The organism is Bradyrhizobium sp. Ec3.3, from assembly GCF_000472925.1.
In the GTDB taxonomy this organism is placed as follows: Bacteria; Pseudomonadota; Alphaproteobacteria; order Rhizobiales; family Xanthobacteraceae; genus Bradyrhizobium.
In genome coordinates this window covers 12,405-30,268 of sequence record NZ_AXAS01000018.1, presented here as the reverse complement: position 1 = coordinate 30,268, position 17,864 = coordinate 12,405, and the positions used below count along the sequence as shown (strand labels likewise).

Below are 17,864 nucleotides of genomic sequence, written 5' to 3'. Positions count from 1 at the left end.
CCCCGCGCCAATCAGCTAAATGAGGCTCGCTGCACCCGTAGCTCAGCTGGATAGAGCGTTGCCCTCCGAAGGCAAAGGTCACACGTTCGAATCGTGTCGGGTGCGCCAACATCATCGATGCGCAATCACGATTGTCTGCTGAATGTGCTCGCCCTGTCAGAGCAGGCAAGCGGCGTCACGCAGGGGGGACCTCGACCACCAGCAGGTCCACGAATGCCTCAGCGGCAAGTGACGGGCGGCGGCTTGAGGCGAGGCCTAATTGCTGCCTCACCATGCTCGAGCCGCGCCTTGAGCTTGTGGACCAGTTACTAGCTGCCCTTTAGTCCAGAGGCTGATGACCCAGCTTCACAATCATCTTCGGGTGACGTTCGCTCAGGGCCTTCAACGCGAGCAAACTCTTCCGTTCGCTTTCTCGGTTGTCCGTGTAAGTCCCAGGCTCGACGTCGTTCTCCCACCCCCAACGCGTATGGGCTGTGTCGCCCGTCAGGAGCACCGGACCTGTTGGTGTGCGGGCGAGATAGGAGACATGGCCCGGAGTATGTCCCGGGGTCTGTATCGCGAAGAATGAACCATCACCGAAGACATCGATCACCCCTTCGAATTTCCCATCCTGATCTTTCGAGAACTGGAATTCCCGAAGTGGGGGCCTTCCTTCAAGCAGGCTGTCCTCCGTCCCCTGAACGACCATATGCACAAGGCTCGAATATTCGGGCTCACCGCGGCCTGTGTAGATCGGAATGTCCTTCGGAACATCAGGCATGCCGGAGATATGATCGAGATGGAGATGGGTCATGAACACACCCTTGAGAGGAACGCCTTCCGATTTGATGACCGACGACGTGTCTTCCCGAACCTGCATCCTTTGAATCTTGGCGAATTTTCTCAGAACCCATCCGACCCCCAAGCTCGCCGGATCCTCCACCAGCCGCTTTGAAACCCCGGTGTCGACCAGGAAAAATCCCTGCGTCGGATGCCGCACGACGTGTGTATAGACCTTGATCGGCTCCTCGTGATCCTTGAGCCCGGCCTGGACGGCTTTCGGATCGCTCAGATTGAGCAGGCCCGAAAGATCGGCGATCCAATCCGCGCCGATGACCGTCTTGAGCTCAATCGGTCCCGGCTGATCGATCAAGGCTTCCATTGCCGCCGAGCTAATAGGCTTGCCGAGATCGGCGGGCTTCCCCGGATGCGAGGTTTGCGTGCACGCGGGAAGTACGGCGATGGCAAAGGCGCCAATGAAAAAGAGACCTGGCTTGCGGAGCATGATTGTTTTTCCTCATTTCTGGCGCTCCTTTTGCCCTCGACAGGCAGAATAGCAATCGCCTAACTTCCTATGTCACCATACATAAATGGATGACCGCGGACTGGGGAGTGAGAAGGTGGAACTACAATGGGATGACCTGCGGATCTTTCTCGCCGTTTGCGACGCGGGGAGTCTGAGCGGCGCCGCACGGCGCCTCAAGGTGAGCCAACCCACTTTGAGCCGGAGGATTGCAGAGATGGAGTACGGGCTCGGCGAGCCGCTTTTCGTCCGCAAGAACCTGGGCATCACCTTGACGAAAACCGCAGCGAGGCTACTTCCCGCGGCTCAAGGTATGGCGCAATGGGCGACGGAAGCTGCCCGCTCACTCGATGCGAAGAACTCACCCGTGAGCGGCCGCGTACGCATCGCGGCGGTACCTTCATTCGCCTTCGATTTCCTGGCTCCGATCGCGGAAAAGCTCAAGAGAAAGCATCCACAGATCACTCTCGAGGTTCTGGCCAGCACGCAACGCCTGAACCTCTCGCTCGGCGAGGCGGACATCGCGCTCAGGAGATACCCGTCCGATGATCCTGATCTGATCACAGTCGATGAAGTTGTCGTTCCGATCGGCGCCTACGCGAGCAGGGACTACGCGCGGAGACTGCCCGCGAAATACGGTTTCCGCGACCTCGATTGGATCGCATGGGCGGGAGAGCGCGAGATGACGAGCCCGAATCCGGAGCTCGCGGCCAGGATCCCGGACTTTCGTCCTGCTTTCACATCTGACGATTACAGCGTACAGGTCGCGGCCTGCCAGGCCGGCGTCGGCGCGATGATCCTTCTGAAGACTTCCCATCGGCTCAAACGACCGGGCGAACTCGTGGAGCTCAAGCTCGAACTTCCAACCTCGCTCCGCGCAGAACTCACGATCATCTGCCACAAGCGCATGGCGGATCTACCCAAGGTCAGAACGGTCGTGGACCTGCTCAGGCAAGAGTTTGCTGATCTGAGGAAGAGCCAAGGCGCGAAGAAACCCTGAATGGTGACGCCAACGATCTCAAGGTCATGGCTTTGATCCTAGATCTCGATCTAGTTGGTTTTCGAGTATCGTGTAGCCATCGCGGGTCTGCGGCAGCTTCCAGCCCAGAACCTTGCTGGCGACGAGGGTGCGCAGAACCTGTGCGGTGCCGCCGCCGATCGTGAACATGCGCACGTCGCGCGCCATGCGCTCAAGCGGAAAGTCACGCGAATAACCGCGTGCCCCGAACATTTGCAGCGCGTCGTTGACGATCTTGATCGCGGCTTCCGACGCGAAGATTTTTGCCTGGGCTGCGAGCATCGGGTCGGGAAACGCGCTGCCCGGACCGCGCGAGGATGCTGCCGCATGCAGCATCAGGCGGGACGCCGTGAGCTGGGTCTGCATGTCAGCTAGCATCCATTGCAGGCCCTGGAACTCGCCGATCGGCCGCCCGAACTGTTCGCGCGTCCTGACCCATTCGACCGCGTGCTCCAGCGCGCCGGCGGCGATCCCCATGGCGACGGTGCCCGCGCCGACGCGCTGGCTGTTATAGGCGTTGATGAGATCGGCAAAGCCGCGCTTGAAGCCCGACGGGGGCAGCAGCACCATCTCTGGCGTAATCTCGAGATCTTCGAATATGAGCTCGCCCTCGGGCATGCCGCAGAGCCCCATGGTCGTTTCGCGCTTGCTCATCCGCAGTCCTTCGACTTCCCCGCGCACCGCCAGGAAGCCGCCAACGCCGAGTTCCTCGCCGCCCTCATCGAAAACCCGGGCGAAAATCAGGTGCAGACGCGACACGCCAGCACCGGTGATCCAATGCTTCCTGCCGTTAAGCACGTAGCGATTGCCGCGTTTGTCAGCCCGGGTCTTCATTCCGCTCGCGTCGCTGCCTGCCTCTGGCTCTGTGATGCAGATGGCGGGCTTGTCGCCTGCCAATACAAGATCGGCGGCGCGCCGGCGCTGCGCATCGGTGCCGTACGCCATGACGGTCGAGATGGCACCCATGTTGGCTTCAACGACGATGCGTGCCGAGACTGTGCAGGAGCGTGCCATCTCCTCAATGACCAATGCAGTATCAAGGAAACTCCGGCCTTGGCCGCCGTATTCCTTCGGAATGGTCATTCCCATGAAGCGCTCGGCTTTCAACGCTTCGACAACATCCCAGGGGTACTCACGCGATTGATCGATCTCGACGCCGCGTTTGCGGAGCAGCCCGTTTGAGAGCGCGGCGGCTCGTTCCTTCAGGGCCAATTGCTGGGACGAATACTCCATAGCGTCCTCTCTCCTCTCAGCCACGACCCATGGAGTAGAATTCGGCGTTCGGACGCATGCTTGTCACGTTGGCGAGCCGGTTCGACAAGCCGAAGAAGGCCGAGATCGCAGCGATGTCCCACATGTCCTCTTCCGTGAATCCGTGCGACTTCAGCGTGGCGAAGTCGCTCTCGGAGACCTTCTGAGCCTCGGTAGAGACCCGGACGGCGAAATCCAGCATCGCTTTCTGGCGATCAGTGATGTCCGCCTTGCGGTAGTTGACGGCGACCTGATCAGCGATAAGGGGATCCTTGGCACGGATCCGCAGGATCGCCCCATGCGCCACCACACAATACTGGCACTGGTTGAGGTTGCTTGTCGCGACCACGATCATCTCGCGCTCGGCTTTGGTGAGATTGCCGGGTTTGTCCATCAGCGCGTCGTGATAGGCGAAAAACGCGCGGAACTCGTCCGGTCGGTGCGCGAGCACGAGGAAGACATTCGGAATGAAGCCCGACTTCTCCTGAACGGCAAGGATGCGGTTTCGGATGTCATCCGGCATGTCGGCGAGATCGGGGACAGGGAAGCGGCTGACTGCAAGGGCTTGGGTCATGACTTTGGATCCCTAAATTATTGCTCGTTGGAGATTGGCACGATTACGCGGCCGCGCACCGTGCCCGCAATGAGACGATCTGCAACGCTGATGCAGGCTTCGAGCGGCACGCGCTCGGTCATCGCATCAAGGAGAGAAGGATCGAGGTCGCGGGTAAGTCGCCGCCACGCCTCGCGGCGTTCCTCGCGAGGACACATGACGCTGTCGATGCCGGCGAGCGTGACGCCTCGCAGGATGAAGGGGGCGACGGTCGCCGGCAAGCCCATGCCGGCGGCAAGTCCGCAAGCCGCGACCACCCCGCGATACTTCATCGATGCACAGACGTTGGCCAACACCTGCCCGCCGGCCACATCGACCGCGCCGGCCCATTCTTCCTTCGCGAGCGGCTTCCCCGGTTCGCGGAACTGCGATCGCGGCACGATGCGCTTGGCACCAAGCTTCGTGAGATAGTCCGATTCTTCTGGACGCCCTGTAACTGCGGCCACCTCATAACCGAGCTTGGCGAGCAGCGCCGTTGCGACGCTGCCCACACCGCCTGCCGCGCCGGTCACGAGCACCTCGCCACTTCCCGGCGTAACGCCGTGGCGCTCAAGCGCCATCACACAGAGCGCAGCGGTGTAACCGGCCGTCCCGATACTCATCGCTTGAGCCAGGGAAAGGGCCGGCTCCAAAGGGATCAGCCAATCGCCCTTCACCCGGGCGACTTCGGCCAATCCGCCCCAGTGCCGCTCGCCCACGCCCCAGCCGTTCAGCACCACCCGGTCGCCTGGCTTGAAGTTCGCGTTCGAAGATTCTTCGACGGTCCCCGCGAAATCGATGCCAGGGATCATGGGAAAGTTACGAACAACCGGGCTCTTTCCCGTGATGGCCAGCGCATCCTTATAATTCAACGTCGAGCAGGCAACGCGCACCGTCACATCCCCCTCGGGCAATCGTTCCCGTGGAAGCTCGGCCAGTCTTACCGACTGCCGGTTGCCATCATGCTCGATCAGGATGGCTTTGAAATTCGAACCCACTATCAACTCTCCTTACACTTTGCCCGGATGATCGCAAAAAAGCCTTCGGCGAATAAGTCGAGCGCGTCGGGGCGCCGTTCAAGCTTGGCGCGCAGCACCGCGCCCTCCCAGCCTGTCCAAAAAAACTGCGCTAGGCCTTCGCAATCGATGCCACTGGGTATCTCGCCCGCCTCTTGCGCCGAGCGCAGACAACGGGACGTCCGCGCTTCCCAGTCACGGAAGACGGCGGCCAGGCGTTTTCGGAACGGCTCCGGCAGGACACCCATCTCTTGTCCGAGATTACCGACGAGACAGCCGCGCCGGTAGCGGTACCGCGCCATCCCCGACCGTGCGTCCGCAATGAAATCGCGGAAACGGTCGAGGGGAGCCCGCTCCATGTTGTCGAACCATCGGTCCAGCTTGCGCGCGAAATAGTCTGCATAGGCGTCGATCAGTTCGAGACCGAAGGCGTCCTTACTGTCGAAGTAGTGGTAAAATGACCCTTTTGGCACGTCGGCAGCTTCCAGGATCTCCTCAACTCCAACGGCGCTGAAGCCCTTCTCGGTCAGGATCGCGACGCCGGTGCGTAGCAGCCGTGCGCGCGGCGCGTCCGGCCGCGATTGGTCCTTGGGCGGGCGACCACGACGACGGGGCCCTGTTGATGGCAAAATCGCTTTCACAGCAATTTATTAGACCGTTCGTCTTGTAAAATCAACAGCCGTGCCACCGTCGAGCGCACGGACGGCGAGAAAGAGCAGCGGTTCGGCCGATGTCCCGAGTAGAGAGTATTGCAGCCCCAGCAAACCCAGCGGCGACAAGGCAAACGCCACAATGGCAAGCATGTGCGAAACCAGCCATGCCCCAGACCCAAAGGCCGCGGCGCGCCCAGCAACGAACTCTCGTCGGAGAACGGGCGAAGTGCCGGGTAGATCACGAACAGGACCCCGGAGACGACAAGAGCGCCGGCGCCGACGCGCATACGGCTTGCAAACATCGCTTCCTCTAAGGCGTTTACATGAGGATGACCTCGCGGCAACGGCGAAGTCAGGATGGCTTTTGGCAAATCGGGATGGTTCATCATAGCGCCACGGCGAAGCAGTAGTGCCCATCTTCATCGGCCGTGGCGCGCCAGCAAGCTGGCCCACCTCCATCGGGCAGCGCAAAGCTTCGCTCAATGCTTCCTCGGCTCGAACACCACGATCACGCCGGCCGACTCCGACTCTTGCGCCCTGAGGTTTCCCCTACCGGGTGCGGACCACACGGCTACGGGGTCATCCGACTAGCTGCAGCCCTTTATCAAGGCCGTGCCGGTACTTTGCGCATATGTCGCGCTATGGCTGACGCGAGCAGACGGTGTCTGCCTCAGAGCGGGCAAGCTGTGCCCGGCGCCGGCACGCACCCCTGACCAGGAACAATCGGATGTGGCGCTGGAAGCGGCGGCCACGGATGGACCGGCACCGGATCGACAGGGATATGTGGCGGCCACCACGGCATCGGAGGAGGCCCGACGTGCACGGGGGGTAGCGGACCGATGATGATCGGCAAAGCGGGGTTCGCGGCGTCAGTGTCGGCATGCGCGACGCCGACCAACGCGCTCACAACAAGGAATGAAAGACAAAACGTGCGGAAATTCATTGTCGTCGGCTCCTGCTTAGACGCACGGCCAATACGATCGTGCCAGGCAAGAATCCCAGTGCGCATCCCCAACGCCAAGCCGGACATGAGAGTTAGAGATAAATGACTAGTCCCAAACAACTAGCCGCTCACCGGCGGGGCATTCACAACGCGCTGCAGCAAACCGCCTCTTGGCGGCGGCGGCTAAGGGCTGGTCTCGCAGCCGTGCATCGAGTTGCGCTGGATCAGGTCCCAGCGGTTGCCACAGAGATCCTCGAAAACCGCGACGACGCCATACGCCTCATGCCGCGGCTTCTCAACGAACCGCACACCGGCTGTGATCATGCGCGCATGATCGCGATCGAAATCATCCGTCTCCAGGAACAGGAAGACTCGGCCCCCGGTCTGGTCACCAATGCGCGCGACCTGGGCCGGACCGTTTGCCCGCGCCAATAGCAGGCCGGAGCCGGCGCCGCCCGGTGGGCGGACGACCACCCAACGCTTGCCGCCGCCGAGCGGCGTGTCCTCGCAGAGCTCGAAATCAAGGGCACCGGTGAAGAAGGCGATCGCTTCGTCATAGTCCGCGACTATGAGGCTGACGAGGGAAAGATGCCGATTCATCGCTCATACCAAACCAAATGCGACAAGCTGGCCGTCACGTCGCGAGGGTGTCGCAACCTTACCAACAGCAGCGCGTGGCGGGCTGCCGTATCATCGCGCCACGGCGAAACAGTGCCCATCTTCATCCGCAGCGGCGTGCCAATCAGAATATTCGCGCGACCTCCTGGATCAGTCGCAATTTGGATCCCGTCAACGCTGGCACCCCTTGCGCGCGAGCTCGACGCGCCGATTCTTCGCGCGTCCCTCGTCGCTGTCGTTGGAAGCGACCGGCCGGCTCTTGCCATAGCCCTGCGCGCTCACCCGGGACGTTTCAGTGCCGTGCGCGACCAGCCATTGCATGACGGCCTGCGCCCGGGCCCCCGACAGCTTCAAATTGTAATCGTCACTGCCGACATTGTCGGTATGTCCCTGCAGCTCGATCATCAGCTTTGGCTGGCCCTTGAGCGTGCCCAGCACCTGGCTGAGCACCGGCTCGGACTCCTCGCGCAGAGTCGCCTTGTTGAAATCGAAATGCACGCCGTAAAGCGGCACATGACAGTCCTTGTCCAGACGCGCGGCGAGGTCGTCCGCGCCGGCATCAGCCACAGCCACGCTGATTTCACCGGCGCCGATATGCATGGAGACCCAGATGTCTCGGCCTCCCTGTGCGTAGTGCGCAAGCAGAATTCCGTCTGACTGGGAGAGGCCCTGGCTTTCAAATGGAATCTGCCAGCCGGCTTTGGTTAGCGCTTCACGGTAGACCGTAATGAATTGCAGCACCGACACGCTCGCAGGATAGCGATAGCTCTTGATGACCTGTCCGGTTCCCGCCAGCACTCTCTCCTGGTCCTTCTGCGGCACGGTGACATCAAGCGGCGAAGGATCCTGGCTGGTGCCTCCAAGCGTCGTCCCGGGGAAGTGCGCAAGATAAGGAAAGTCATCCTTGTCGCCGGCCTTTTCCGGCGTGGCGCCCGGAGGGCGCAGGGTCAGAGCGACCTTCGAGCCGCCCACCTCGACGATATCGATCTGTATCTCGTCGAAATCATTGGCAACACCCACCGTCGCCCAAACTTCCGCTCCGCCCTGAGAACTCTTGAGCGTCGCGCCAGTTTCCCACTCGCGCACGATCTGCCAGCCGGCCTTGAGCCAATAGGGCTTGATCTCCTGCCACGTCTTGTTGCTGTCATCGGGCTTCGGTCGAGGAATCATGTGCAAAATGCTCTGATAGTGCTTGCCCTGCTGCACGATCCGTTGATCGAAGCCTTCCGCATTCTTTTCGATCAGAAACTCCGCCTGGCCAAAATCCTCGACGTCCACATTGCGATCGGTATTCTTGAAGGCCACACCTGGCGGCAACTGAACGGACGCGGGAAGGCCCTTGAGCGCCCAGGCCGGTGTCGAAGCAACGAGAGCAAGAATGGCGATTGTCAAATGCAGCGGGGATTTCACGCGTAGTCCTTTAACTATTTCAATTTGGCCCTCGTCTCACAACGAGACGTGCCTAAAAAGGAGACATGACGAAACGACCAAGCTTGAAATCCGATGGCCGCAGGGCGCGAACGGTTTCATGTGCTCGACTACACGTCAAGAGCAAGCCGCCGATGGTGGTGATCGGTGAAGCAACTACAGGGGTAACCCGACCACCCGGCGGATCGCGCAGCAGGCTGCTGCATCATGGCGCCACGGAGAACGAGCAGTGCCCATCTTCATTGGCTGCGGCGCTCCCTGGCAAGCTTCCGCATGCAATGTCCGACGCTGCTGGCGTCGAGTAGCGCGTTGTCGTGGGCGAGCGACGGCTCGGTCGCCGGTTAGCGAGCGGCATCAATGGCAAATCTGGGGTCCAGTCGTCATCCGATCGTCATCGGCCGCGGCGCGCCCATCAGCGCGCCGACGGCCGTCGCGCTTGCGCGAAATCCTTCAATGCTTGCTCGGCTCGAACACCACGATCACGCCGGTCGGCTCCGGCTCGTGCGCCCGGAGGCTGGTCAGCTCCGGATCGCTCCAGTCGGCAAGACTGACGACTTCGCCGGTCCGGCTCTCCATCTCGGAGGAATCGGTGGGCTCCAGCACTTTCAGTCCGCTCTCGTCGACGAAAAACGTATGGTCTCCGAACAGGCTGTTGAGCTGAGGCACGGCCGGGTGTCCGTCGGGAAGCACCTGGGCGTCCAACTGTCTCATGGTCTCTTTGACCTGGATGGGATTCAGCTTCATGAGCCGCTCCATTTCGCGCTTGTCTGTTGTCCCCGGCGTAACCGTGGCGGACTTTGTTCCAGCACTGGCCGCCCCGGCCTAGACTTCCGAACAGATCGCGCGCGCAATTGTTCCCCCGCGCCACCATGTCCGAGGCGATCGGTTGCGTGTGCCGTGCTCGTGGCATGATTGGGGCGACATCGAGATGGCGGCTCAACGTAGTCGACACGCTGCGGCGGTTGCCCGCAGGACGCGTCTGGAGATCAGGACGCGTCTAAAGCGCGATGAGATTAGGGAGAATCGTCATCGCGCTTTAGGTTGTTGTTTGAGCATGATCTCCGCGCAAACGCGTTCCGCGTTTGTCGCGAGGGAAAACCGCTTCGCACTTTGCGCTAACGCGGCCCTTCGGGTCCGGATCATGCTCTAGAGATCGAAATTGGTCGGCAGCATGACCACGTCGCGAATGGTCATGCCACGCGGCCGCGTCAGCATGAACATCACCACATCCGCGACTTCACCGGCCTCGAGCAGGCTTCCGGAGTCCCTCGCTTCCTTCAGCTTGTCCGGCGGCCAGTCCGCGAGCAGCGCGGTGATGACGGGACCGGGCGAAATCGATCCGACGCGGATGCCGTGCTTGAACACCTGGCGCCGCACCGTCTGCACGAAGCAGTTGATCGCCCATTTGGACGACGCATAAACCGGCTCCCACGGCGTCGGAAAATGGGCCGCCAGCGAGCTCGTGATGATGATGTCGCCGGTCCGGCGTTCGATCATGTGAGGCAGCACGTCGTGGACATTCTTCATCACGACGTTGACGTTCAGGTTCAGCATCCGGTCGATCGCGCCGCTGTCGGCATCGACGAGGTCGCCGCCAATATACGTGCCCGCATTGGCGTGCAGGATATCGAGCTGACCAGCCTTCTCCAGAACGCGCGGCAGCAGTGTGGCGCAGTCCTTCGGGTTGAGCAGGTCGATGACGAGCGGGATCGCGGCGTCGCCGTGCCTGTTGCAAACGGCCTTCAGGCCTGCGTCGTCGCGGTCGACCAGCACCACGCGCGCGCCCGCAGCCAGCATCGCCTCGGAGCTCGCAAGGCCAATGCCCGACGCAGCCCCGGTCACGACGGCAACCTTGCCTTCCAGATCTTTTGCCATGGACGCTTCTCCCTGTTGGGCGCTTCGTCCGGCGCCTGCCGTGGCGCGGCGGCCGTCACTCCCCGCGGTTTTCTCCCACCGACAACGCGCAGATGCGCGAGAGGTGCGCATAGGGCAAGCCCGTCTCCTTGGCCCAGGCGTTGAACTGCGCCTGCACTTTGGCGAGATCGCCCTTCGATTTCACCTCCTCGGCAATATCGAGGCCGGCATCGCGCAGGCACGCGACGACGTCCCGGGAGGTGACGAAGCCGTCCCAGCCGACGAAGCGCAGCAACATCTGGCCGGTATTGCCCCCCAGCCTGCTGCCACGCTTGGCGAGCAGATCGAGCAGGCCGATCTCATCCGAGGTCGGCCATTTCGCCAGGAACTTGCCGAAGCTGCCGTGCTCTTTTGCAATCTCCTGCACGAAGGCGGCATTCTCGCGCACCGACATAATCTTTGCGCCGTTGCGCACGATGCGGGCGTCGCGCATCAGGCCTTCCCAGTAGTCCTCGGGCTGGAAACTCAGCTTGGCCGGCTGGAAGCGCAGGAAGGCCTGCTCAAAGCCGTCCCATTTCTGGTCGATCACGCTCCAGGCAAAGCCCGCGCAAAACACCCGCTTCGTCATCTCCGCGAGGATGCGATCGTCAGATAGTTTGGCGAGCGCCTTTGCATCGGGCTTTGCCGGCAGCAGCTTCTCGAGCTGTTTGGGCCCGCCCTTGCGCTTCTCGGCGCGGGCGCGAATGGTTTTGAACGAGGTCATGCGATCACCTGCGATGAGGCCGCGCTACGACATCAGACTTCGCCGGGAAGGTCCAGCCCTTGCCAATTTGCCGCGGCCGCGGGCTGGCCGCGCTGGTCTGCTTCTTGCTTTTCCGATACGGAATTCCCGCGCCTTATTTCCTGACCTGACGGATTTTCGATGCGCTGCCTGGTCGTCGCCGACCTGCATTACTCGCTGCCGCAGCTCGACTGGCTCGTCAGCGCGGCGCCGCAGTTCGACCTCGTGATCTTCGCAGGCGATGCGCTGGACATCTCCTCACAGGTGGATTTTCGCGCGCAGATCGTGGTGGTGAAAAAATACCTCGCGACGCTGGTGCGCCAGACGCGCGTCATCCTGTGCTCGGGCAATCATGACCTCGACGAGCGCAGCGCCGAGGGCGAGAAAATCTCGCGCTGGATCGCTGACGTGCGCGAGCTCGGCATTGCCTGCGACGGCGACGACTTGAGGATCGGCGACACGCTGTTCACGGTCTGCCCGTGGTGGGACGGGCCGCTGGCCAAGGCACGCATCGCCGAGCAACTGCGCGAGGCCGCCGCAAGACGACCGCGGCGCTGGATCTGGGCGCATCACGCGCCGCCGGCGAATTCGCCGACGAGCTGGGGCGGCAAGCGCTTCTTCGGTGACGTCGATCTCGTGCAATGGATCGCGCAGTACCAGCCGGCGATGGTGATCTCGGGCCATGTGCACCAATCGCCCTTCATCACCGAAGGCTCGTGGTACGACCGGCTCGGCACCACCTGGGTATTCAATGCAGGCCTCCAGCACGGCCGGCCGCCGACCCACATCGTACTCGATCTCGACGCGGGCAAGGCCTTTTGGCTCGCGGCGGGCGAAGCCCAATGGATCGATCTCGATGCGCCTTTGCGGCGGCCTGCGGCAGCAATCACGCGGCCGCCCGACTGGCTCACATTCTTGGATCGGATTGCCGATCCGAGCCTGGCGAAACCTCCTGCGGCGGCAGATTGATCATGCTTTGCAGGACGTCGCCGACCATCGCCAGATGGTTGCCCTGGCCGGCATATTGCCGCTTGAGATCGGCAAGATAGGTGTTGGCGACATTGAGCCGCTGCGCCAGCAGGCGCGCAAGCAGAAGCGCGACCTCCGGCTTCTGGATCAGGAACGAGGCGGCATCGTCGAACTCGTAGATGACGGAATCGACGCAAGCACGTACCGTCGCGGTATGGGGTTGCTGGAGCAGCACCGACATCTCGCCGAACACGGCGCCGGGCTCGGCGATGGTCGCAACCACGGTGCCGCCCTTGATCACCTCGAGCTTGCCTTCCATCAGCACGTAGAGGTGCCCGGAGGCGCCGCCCTCGGTGAGGATCAAGGTTCCGGCTGGCACCTGCCGCTGCGTTCCGCCAGTGCAATAGTCAAGGACTGCGCGCATATCGATATCCCCATCTCCGGGAGACTAGGCACCGGCACGTCCGGCGTCGAAGGGATAAAAGCGGCGAAGCTGCTCAACTTTTCGGCATCGGCCGCCATGCCGCATCGCGTCAAATGCTCGGCGCGGGCTCCAGCGGCAGGGACTGCAAGCCGCCGAAGCGGCGTTCCCTGCGATGGAAGGAGGCAAGCGCCTCGGCGAGATCGCCGGCATCGAATTCGGGCCACATCCGCTCGGTGAAATGCAGCTCGGCATAGGCGCCCTCCCACAACAGGAAGTCCGACAGCCGCTTTTCGCCAGACGTGCGGATGATGAGATCGACGTCGCGCAAGGATGCTTCGCCGGTGACGAGCTGCGAGAAGGCCTCGCGGGTCAGGCTCGTCAGCGCGGCCGCCTTCGCGGCGGCGTTGAGGATGGCGTCGCGCGCCGAATAGTCGACGGCGATGCGCAAATGCAGAGTCTTGCCGCGGGCGGTCGCGCGCTCCGCACCTGCAATCGCCGCGGCGATGCCCTCGGGCAGGCGGTCGCGGCGGCCGATAACGGAGAGCCGCACGCCGTTCTTGACCAGGCTCTGTACCTCGTTGGCGAGATAGAAGCGGAGCAGCGTCATCAGCGCTGCGACCTCGGCCTTGGGCCGGCGCCAGTTGTCGGTCGAGAACGCATAGAGCGTCAACGTGCCGATGCCTTGCTTCGGTGCCGCTTCGACGATGCGCCTGATCGTCTCAACGCCGGCCTCGTGGCCGCGGACGCGCGACAGGCCGCGCCGTGTCGCCCATCTTCCGTTGCCGTCCATGATGATGCCGACGTGAAGCTTTTCGTTTGCCTGCGTGACGTCACTTTGCATCGCAAAGTCTCCGGTCAAGAAATGGGGTGATCAGGTCGAGATGATGCCGAGGCGGCCGAGCGGCGGCGCCTCGCGGCCGGCGGCCTTGGCGGCATCGCGCACCAGGCGTTCGAGCACGCTGAGATAGTCCAGGAAGCGGCGGCGACCGGCTTTTGTCAGCCGGCAGGTGGTGTGGGGGCGGTTGCCTTCGTAGCCCTTGGTCACGTCGACGAGGCCGGCCTCCTGCAACACGGCGAGATGCCGGCTGAGATTGCCGTCGGTCAGGCCGCAAAGCTGTTTGAGATCGGCGAAGGCAAGACCCTTCGGATGCGCCATCAGCGAGGTCAAAAGGCCAAGCCTCGCCTTCTCGTGGATGACGCGGTCGAGGCCTTCGTAGGAGAAGGGCGCGCTTTCAGTCTTCGACATCATTGTCTCCAGACGCAACATAGAGAATCCCGGCCATCACGGACTGCCCGATCACGAAGGGTAGCCCCATGGTCCAGGGCGAAAGCGTGTGGGTCTGGCTCGCCAGCACAACGACCGCGAATCCCGACACGAAATACCAGGCGCCCGCCAGCGCCACGCTGCGTGGCAGCGAGCGGACGGAAGCGAAAATGCCGAGCGACACCAGGATCTGCCACAAGCCCGGCAACAACCAGAGCGTCTCGGCCGAGAACTTCCACAACACCACCGCAAGCAGCACGCCGGCGACACCGGCCGGCAGGAACTGCTCGATCGCCTGGTAGATCATGACATCGGCAAGACCGGAGTGATGACGGCGCGAGCGCGCGCGCATCTCGATCCAGATGATGGCGCCGGAGAGCGCCGCCGCAAGACCCCAGCCGAGGAAGAACGCGAGCGGCTCGGTGGTCGGGTCGTCGATGAAGAGATATTGCAGGATGGCGGTGATCAGTGCGAGCGCTCCGGTTGCGACCATCGTCGCGGGACCGTAGCCGCGAAAGGCGGTGCCGGCTGCGATCTGGCTGCGGATCGCCACGATATCCGCCAGCGCCTTGTCGAGATCGCGCATCTGCAACGTCGAGCCTCGTTCCACCCTCGCACCCACGGGTGCAAGCCTTACTTTGTGATGCAAAGTATACCGCGTCGCAAAGTAAATGCAAGGGCGCCGCCGTCCGGCCGGGCGACGGCCGGCGCCGGACAACTGCCGGTTGCGCCTGGCCGGATCGGACAGGTAAGATGCGGCCCAAGGGCGTTCCGGGGGCTTTGCGATGCTGAAGTGGGCTGTTGCGTGCGTGTTGCACGTTCTTCTTGTCGGGTTTGCCAATGCCGCGGGGCCGTTCGGGTCCGTCAATATCGGCAATTGGGTCGGCGGCGCGTTCAGCAATGATGAGTCCGGCGCGTTCTCGCATTGCGCAGCAACGGCGCCCTATGCCAACGGCGTCATTCTCGTCGTCGCCCAGAATGCAGCGGGCTCGTGGCTGCTGAGCTTCGCCAGTCCCGGCTACAAATTCAACAAGGGCGAGAACGCAGCGATCGACGTGATCTTCGACGGCCAGGAGCAAGCGCGCGTGTTTGCCACAGCCAATCGATCCGACATGCTCACCGCGATCATGCCGTCGAATGTCGTGCGGTCGTTCCAGAAGGCGAGCCTTATGGTCGCGACGGCCGGCCGCACCGTCCTGCAATTCCAGTTGACGTCGAGCGGGCCCGTGATCGCGGCGCTGGCCAATTGCGTCACCAAGGTAAAGGCCGACGGACTCAGCAAGGCCGGCGATTTCACCAAGGTCGCGGCGAAGCCGGCGACGGGAGAGAAACCAGCCGCGCCGCCCGCCGCCAAGCCGGGCAAGACCGGAACCTACAGCGGCACGGGCTTTGTGGTCAGCGCCAGCGGGCACATTGTCACCAACAATCATGTCATCGACGGCTGCGTCGGGGACATCAAGGGTAATCTCACCGGCGAAGCGACGATGGTGCTGCGCGTCGTGTCGCGCGATGCGATCAACGATCTGGCGCTGCTCCAGGCGCCCGCGACAGCCACGTTCAAGGACTTTGCCAGGATCCGCGATCGTTCAATCCGTTCCGGCGATTCCGTCGTGGCGATCGGCTTTCCCTACCATGGCCTCCTGACCTCCGACTTCACGGTCACGACGGGAATCGTGAGCTCGCTCAGCGGCATTCTCAACGACACCCGTCACCTCCAGATCAGCGCGGCCGTCCAGCCGGGCAACAGCGGCGGCCCACTGTTCGACACGTCCGGCCAGCTGGTCGGCGTCGTCGTGGCGAAGCTCGATGCCAGGACAGTGATCAAGGCGACCGGGACGATCCCCGAAAACATCAACTTCGCGATCAAGACCGGCGCAGTGCGCGACTTCCTCGACAATTCCGTCGTGCCCTACCAGACCGCAGAGCCGAAAGGCGAACTTAAGACCACCGACATCGCCGGCAACGCCCGCGCCTACACGATGCTGATCTCGTGCACGGGCACGGAGCAGGCCGACGCGAAGCGGTAGCTTGTGCGTATTCAGGACGACCCGCTCAACTCAGGAGCCGCAGGGTGGGCAAAGCGAAGCGTGCCCACCTCCTTTCTCGCAATCTCGGAGAGATGGGGGGACGGCGCTTCGCGCCATTACCCACCCTACGGCAGCGCCGTCCGGGATCTAGCTATGGCAGCACCCCGCCTTCGCCGCTTCTGGCTGATACTGGTCGCGCAGGCGCACCCAGTCCATCGGATAGGGCAGGCCTTCCTCGTGACGGCCGAGCGGGGTGAGATCGAGGTACTGGTAGGCCGCGTTCATCATGTCGAGACCGCGGGCAAAGCACGAGTAGGTGTGGAAGACGGCACCTGATTCGTCGCGGAAGAACACGCTGATGCCGGGCAGCTCGGGACCGTAGAACGGCGTGGTACCGAAATTGTATTTCGGCTCGCCTTTCTCGATCTCTTCGCGCGTGAACGTCACGCCAAAGTCATGGTTGAAGTCGTTGCCGCCCGAGGACACCCAGTCGAAGGTCCAGCCCATGCGCTGCTTGAACGCCTCGAGCTTGGCGACCGGCGCGAGCGAGATCGCGACCATGGTGGTGTCGCGCGCGGCAAGATGCGGCACCATGCGCTCAAAACCATCGGCCCAGAACGAGCAGCTCTTGCAGGCCGCCTCCCAGTCGGGTGCGAACATCACATGCTGCACGACGAGCTGCGGACGTCCCGTGAACAGGTCGGCGAGCGTCACCTTGCCGTTCAGGCCGTCGAATACGTACTCCTTGTCGATCTTGACCCAGGGAAGCCGGCGACGCTCCTCAGCGAGGCGCTCGCGCGCCTGCGAAAGCTCCTTCTCACGCGCCAGATGGGCCTTGCGCGCCGTGATCCACTCTTGGCGGGAAACGATCTGATGTTGCTGCATGATGAACTCCGCTGATCAGGCGACGAAGGCATCGAGCTTGTCGAAGAACGAGCTCCAGCCGCGCTGATGGTTGTCGCGTGCGGTTTCGTCGAAGAACTGGGCATGGTGGAAGATCATCAGCGTGCCGCCGTTGTCGGGCTTGAACGAGATGGTGACGAGCGACTCGCGTTCCGGCGTCGAGTGCCAGGCCCAGGAGAACACCAGCCGCTCGTTCGGCACGACCTCGCGGTAGATGCCGCCGGCCTCGAAATATTCGCCATCGTCGCGGGTGAAGCTGATCCGGTAGCGGCCGCCGGTGCGGACGTCGAGGTCGGCCTGCGCCGTCGCGGGCTTCATGTTCGGCGGGCCGAACCACTGCGCTAGCTGCTCGGCCTGCGTCCACGCGGCGTAGACCCTTTCCGGCCTCGCGCGGAAGCGGCGCGTGAGGGTGAGGCTTGGGCGCTCATCGGCGCGGGCGGCTGCTTGGTTGATGGCCATGGGTCGTCCTCCACAAAAGCTGCAAGGCGATCGAAATTGTCGGACCAGAAGCGTGCGTAGCGATTGAGCCAGTCCATCGCCTGCTCCATCGGCTTGGCGGTGAGCCGGCAGGCGACCGTGCGCCCGGTCTTCTCCCGCACGATCAGGCCTGCATCCGACAACACCTCGAGATGCTTCATGATCGCGGGCAGCGAGATCGAAAACGGCGCGGCCAGCTCGCTCACCGACAGGCTGTCCTCCTCGCCGAGCCGCGCCAGCAGCGCACGCCGCGTCGGATCGGACAGCGCCGCAAAGGTTCGGTCCAGCGTCTCGTTTTGATACTTAACCATATGGTTTAGTATAAGCGAAAGCGCGAGGACGTCAAGCCGGACCGCGCGCACAC

Annotated in this window: 21 protein-coding genes and 1 tRNA gene; 4 read left to right on the top strand and 18 right to left on the bottom strand. The window is 62.8% G+C overall.

Translation table 11 applies throughout. The features are described from left to right. Positions 1 to 31 precede the first annotated feature (31 nt). Positions 32 to 108, top strand: a tRNA-Arg gene (locus YUU_RS0119845). Between the two features lie 211 nt (positions 109 to 319). Here the strand turns inward: YUU_RS0119845 and YUU_RS0119840 are convergent. Beyond that, complete coding sequence (locus YUU_RS0119840) at positions 320 to 1,264, bottom strand: MBL fold metallo-hydrolase (protein WP_051389808.1); 945 nt, start codon at positions 1,262 to 1,264, stop codon at positions 320 to 322. A gap of 85 nt (positions 1,265 to 1,349) precedes the next feature. Between YUU_RS0119840 and YUU_RS0119835 the strand changes: the two genes are divergently transcribed. Then, complete coding sequence (locus YUU_RS0119835) at positions 1,350 to 2,282, top strand: LysR family transcriptional regulator (protein ID WP_084801488.1); 933 nt, start codon at positions 1,350 to 1,352, stop codon at positions 2,280 to 2,282. Between the two features lie 24 nt (positions 2,283 to 2,306). Here the strand turns inward: YUU_RS0119835 and acdA are convergent, their stop codons facing one another. The 10 genes from acdA to YUU_RS0119785 form a co-directional block, all read right to left on the bottom strand. Next, positions 2,307 to 3,512, bottom strand: a complete 1,206-nt coding sequence (acdA, locus tag YUU_RS0119830; RefSeq protein WP_245288054.1) for a 3-sulfinopropanoyl-CoA desulfinase — start codon at positions 3,510 to 3,512, stop codon at positions 2,307 to 2,309. Between the two features lie 37 nt (positions 3,513 to 3,549). Beyond that, positions 3,550 to 4,125: a peroxidase-related enzyme gene (locus tag YUU_RS0119825; RefSeq protein WP_027523963.1), complete on the bottom strand. Its 576-nt coding sequence runs from the start codon at positions 4,123 to 4,125 to the stop codon at positions 3,550 to 3,552. Positions 4,126 to 4,142: 17 nt separating this feature from the next. After that, entirely contained in the window at positions 4,143 to 5,141 is a 999-nt protein-coding gene (locus tag YUU_RS0119820) for an MDR family oxidoreductase (RefSeq protein WP_035662837.1), read from the bottom strand. Between the two features lie 2 nt (positions 5,142 to 5,143). Next, positions 5,144 to 5,800 carry a TetR/AcrR family transcriptional regulator gene (locus YUU_RS0119815; RefSeq protein WP_245288053.1) on the bottom strand — a complete coding sequence of 219 codons (657 nt, stop codon included), beginning with the start codon at positions 5,798 to 5,800 and terminating at the stop codon, positions 5,144 to 5,146. Next, on the bottom strand, positions 5,797 to 6,198 hold the full coding sequence (locus YUU_RS60290) for a hypothetical protein (RefSeq protein WP_198031783.1): 402 nt from the start codon (positions 6,196 to 6,198) through the stop codon (positions 5,797 to 5,799). Before YUU_RS60290 ends, YUU_RS0119815 begins: the two co-directional genes overlap by 4 nt. A gap of 740 nt (positions 6,199 to 6,938) precedes the next feature. Beyond that, complete coding sequence (locus YUU_RS51220) at positions 6,939 to 7,355, bottom strand: VOC family protein (protein WP_035662834.1); 417 nt, start codon at positions 7,353 to 7,355, stop codon at positions 6,939 to 6,941. A 189-nt stretch (positions 7,356 to 7,544) separates the two neighbouring features. Then, a complete protein-coding gene (locus YUU_RS0119800; RefSeq protein ID WP_156944397.1) occupies positions 7,545 to 8,651 on the bottom strand; it encodes an OmpA family protein in 1,107 nt (368 codons plus the stop codon). A gap of 600 nt (positions 8,652 to 9,251) precedes the next feature. Then, on the bottom strand, positions 9,252 to 9,545 hold the full coding sequence (locus YUU_RS0119795) for a hypothetical protein (protein WP_027523959.1): 294 nt from the start codon (positions 9,543 to 9,545) through the stop codon (positions 9,252 to 9,254). 402 nt (positions 9,546 to 9,947) lie between these two features. After that, on the bottom strand, positions 9,948 to 10,676 hold the full coding sequence (locus YUU_RS0119790; RefSeq protein ID WP_027523958.1) for an SDR family oxidoreductase: 729 nt from the start codon (positions 10,674 to 10,676) through the stop codon (positions 9,948 to 9,950). A gap of 55 nt (positions 10,677 to 10,731) precedes the next feature. Then, on the bottom strand, positions 10,732 to 11,418 hold the full coding sequence (locus tag YUU_RS0119785; RefSeq protein WP_027523957.1) for a DNA-3-methyladenine glycosylase I: 687 nt from the start codon (positions 11,416 to 11,418) through the stop codon (positions 10,732 to 10,734). Between the two features lie 159 nt (positions 11,419 to 11,577). On the opposite strand from YUU_RS0119785, the gene YUU_RS0119780 reads away from it, so the two are divergent. After that, the gene (locus tag YUU_RS0119780) at positions 11,578 to 12,405 is read left to right on the top strand and encodes a metallophosphoesterase (protein ID WP_027523956.1); all 828 of its coding nucleotides are present in this window, start codon (positions 11,578 to 11,580) and stop codon (positions 12,403 to 12,405) included. Here YUU_RS0119780 and YUU_RS0119775 read toward each other — a convergent pair. The 4 genes from YUU_RS0119775 to YUU_RS0119760 form a co-directional block, all read right to left on the bottom strand. Further along, positions 12,344 to 12,829: a cyclic nucleotide-binding domain-containing protein gene (locus YUU_RS0119775; RefSeq protein ID WP_027523955.1), complete on the bottom strand. Its 486-nt coding sequence runs from the start codon at positions 12,827 to 12,829 to the stop codon at positions 12,344 to 12,346. The genes YUU_RS0119780 and YUU_RS0119775 overlap by 62 nt on opposite strands. Positions 12,830 to 12,938: 109 nt before the next feature. After that, positions 12,939 to 13,670, bottom strand: a complete 732-nt coding sequence (locus YUU_RS0119770) for a di-trans,poly-cis-decaprenylcistransferase (RefSeq protein WP_027523954.1) — start codon at positions 13,668 to 13,670, stop codon at positions 12,939 to 12,941. A gap of 30 nt (positions 13,671 to 13,700) precedes the next feature. Then, positions 13,701 to 14,075, bottom strand: coding sequence for a transcriptional regulator (locus YUU_RS0119765; protein ID WP_027523953.1), 375 nt, complete (start codon positions 14,073 to 14,075; stop codon positions 13,701 to 13,703). Beyond that, complete coding sequence (locus tag YUU_RS0119760) at positions 14,062 to 14,679, bottom strand: hypothetical protein (protein WP_027523952.1); 618 nt, start codon at positions 14,677 to 14,679, stop codon at positions 14,062 to 14,064. The genes YUU_RS0119765 and YUU_RS0119760 overlap by 14 nt, the downstream gene beginning before the upstream one ends. 199 nt (positions 14,680 to 14,878) lie before the next feature. Between YUU_RS0119760 and YUU_RS0119755 the strand changes: the two genes are divergently transcribed. Next, positions 14,879 to 16,120: a S1C family serine protease gene (locus tag YUU_RS0119755; protein ID WP_035662831.1), complete on the top strand. Its 1,242-nt coding sequence runs from the start codon at positions 14,879 to 14,881 to the stop codon at positions 16,118 to 16,120. A 147-nt stretch (positions 16,121 to 16,267) separates the two neighbouring features. On the opposite strand, the gene YUU_RS0119750 is transcribed toward YUU_RS0119755, so the two are convergent. From YUU_RS0119750 to YUU_RS0119740, 3 genes are read right to left on the bottom strand one after another with little or no spacing between them, the layout of a single operon-like run. After that, positions 16,268 to 17,005 (bottom strand): thioredoxin family protein, encoded by a 738-nt coding sequence (locus YUU_RS0119750; RefSeq protein ID WP_027523950.1) that lies wholly within the window; start codon positions 17,003 to 17,005, stop codon positions 16,268 to 16,270. Between the two features lie 15 nt (positions 17,006 to 17,020). Further along, complete coding sequence (locus YUU_RS0119745) at positions 17,021 to 17,482, bottom strand: SRPBCC domain-containing protein (protein ID WP_156944395.1); 462 nt, start codon at positions 17,480 to 17,482, stop codon at positions 17,021 to 17,023. After that, positions 17,365 to 17,811 (bottom strand): helix-turn-helix transcriptional regulator, encoded by a 447-nt coding sequence (locus YUU_RS0119740; RefSeq protein ID WP_035662828.1) that lies wholly within the window; start codon positions 17,809 to 17,811, stop codon positions 17,365 to 17,367. Before YUU_RS0119740 ends, YUU_RS0119745 begins: the two co-directional genes overlap by 118 nt. Positions 17,812 to 17,864: the final 53 nt, after the last annotated feature.

Bases quoted from the DNA above. Each gene is read 5' to 3' on its own strand.
- YUU_RS0119750 (WP_027523950.1), bottom strand. From the start codon at position 17,005: ATGCAGCAACATCAGATCGTTTCCCGCCAAGAGTGGATCACGGCGCGC.
- YUU_RS0119775 (WP_027523955.1), bottom strand. From the start codon at position 12,829: ATGCGCGCAGTCCTTGACTATTGCACTGGCGGAACGCAGCGGCAGGTG.
- YUU_RS0119740 (WP_035662828.1), bottom strand. From the start codon at position 17,811: ATGGTTAAGTATCAAAACGAGACGCTGGACCGAACCTTTGCGGCGCTG.
- YUU_RS0119790 (WP_027523958.1), bottom strand. From the start codon at position 10,676: ATGGCAAAAGATCTGGAAGGCAAGGTTGCCGTCGTGACCGGGGCTGCG.
- YUU_RS0119770 (WP_027523954.1), bottom strand. From the start codon at position 13,670: ATGCAAAGTGACGTCACGCAGGCAAACGAAAAGCTTCACGTCGGCATC.
- YUU_RS0119785 (WP_027523957.1), bottom strand. From the start codon at position 11,418: ATGACCTCGTTCAAAACCATTCGCGCCCGCGCCGAGAAGCGCAAGGGC.
- YUU_RS0119765 (WP_027523953.1), bottom strand. From the start codon at position 14,075: ATGTCGAAGACTGAAAGCGCGCCCTTCTCCTACGAAGGCCTCGACCGC.
- YUU_RS0119755 (WP_035662831.1), top strand. From the start codon at position 14,879: ATGCTGAAGTGGGCTGTTGCGTGCGTGTTGCACGTTCTTCTTGTCGGG.
- YUU_RS0119840 (WP_051389808.1), bottom strand. From the start codon at position 1,264: ATGCTCCGCAAGCCAGGTCTCTTTTTCATTGGCGCCTTTGCCATCGCC.
- YUU_RS0119780 (WP_027523956.1), top strand. From the start codon at position 11,578: ATGCGCTGCCTGGTCGTCGCCGACCTGCATTACTCGCTGCCGCAGCTC.
- YUU_RS60290 (WP_198031783.1), bottom strand. From the start codon at position 6,198: ATGAACCATCCCGATTTGCCAAAAGCCATCCTGACTTCGCCGTTGCCG.
- YUU_RS0119760 (WP_027523952.1), bottom strand. From the start codon at position 14,679: ATGCGCGATCTCGACAAGGCGCTGGCGGATATCGTGGCGATCCGCAGC.
- YUU_RS51220 (WP_035662834.1), bottom strand. From the start codon at position 7,355: ATGAATCGGCATCTTTCCCTCGTCAGCCTCATAGTCGCGGACTATGAC.
- YUU_RS0119835 (WP_084801488.1), top strand. From the start codon at position 1,350: ATGGATGACCGCGGACTGGGGAGTGAGAAGGTGGAACTACAATGGGAT.
- YUU_RS0119745 (WP_156944395.1), bottom strand. From the start codon at position 17,482: ATGGCCATCAACCAAGCAGCCGCCCGCGCCGATGAGCGCCCAAGCCTC.
- YUU_RS0119825 (WP_027523963.1), bottom strand. From the start codon at position 4,125: ATGACCCAAGCCCTTGCAGTCAGCCGCTTCCCTGTCCCCGATCTCGCC.
- YUU_RS0119795 (WP_027523959.1), bottom strand. From the start codon at position 9,545: ATGAAGCTGAATCCCATCCAGGTCAAAGAGACCATGAGACAGTTGGAC.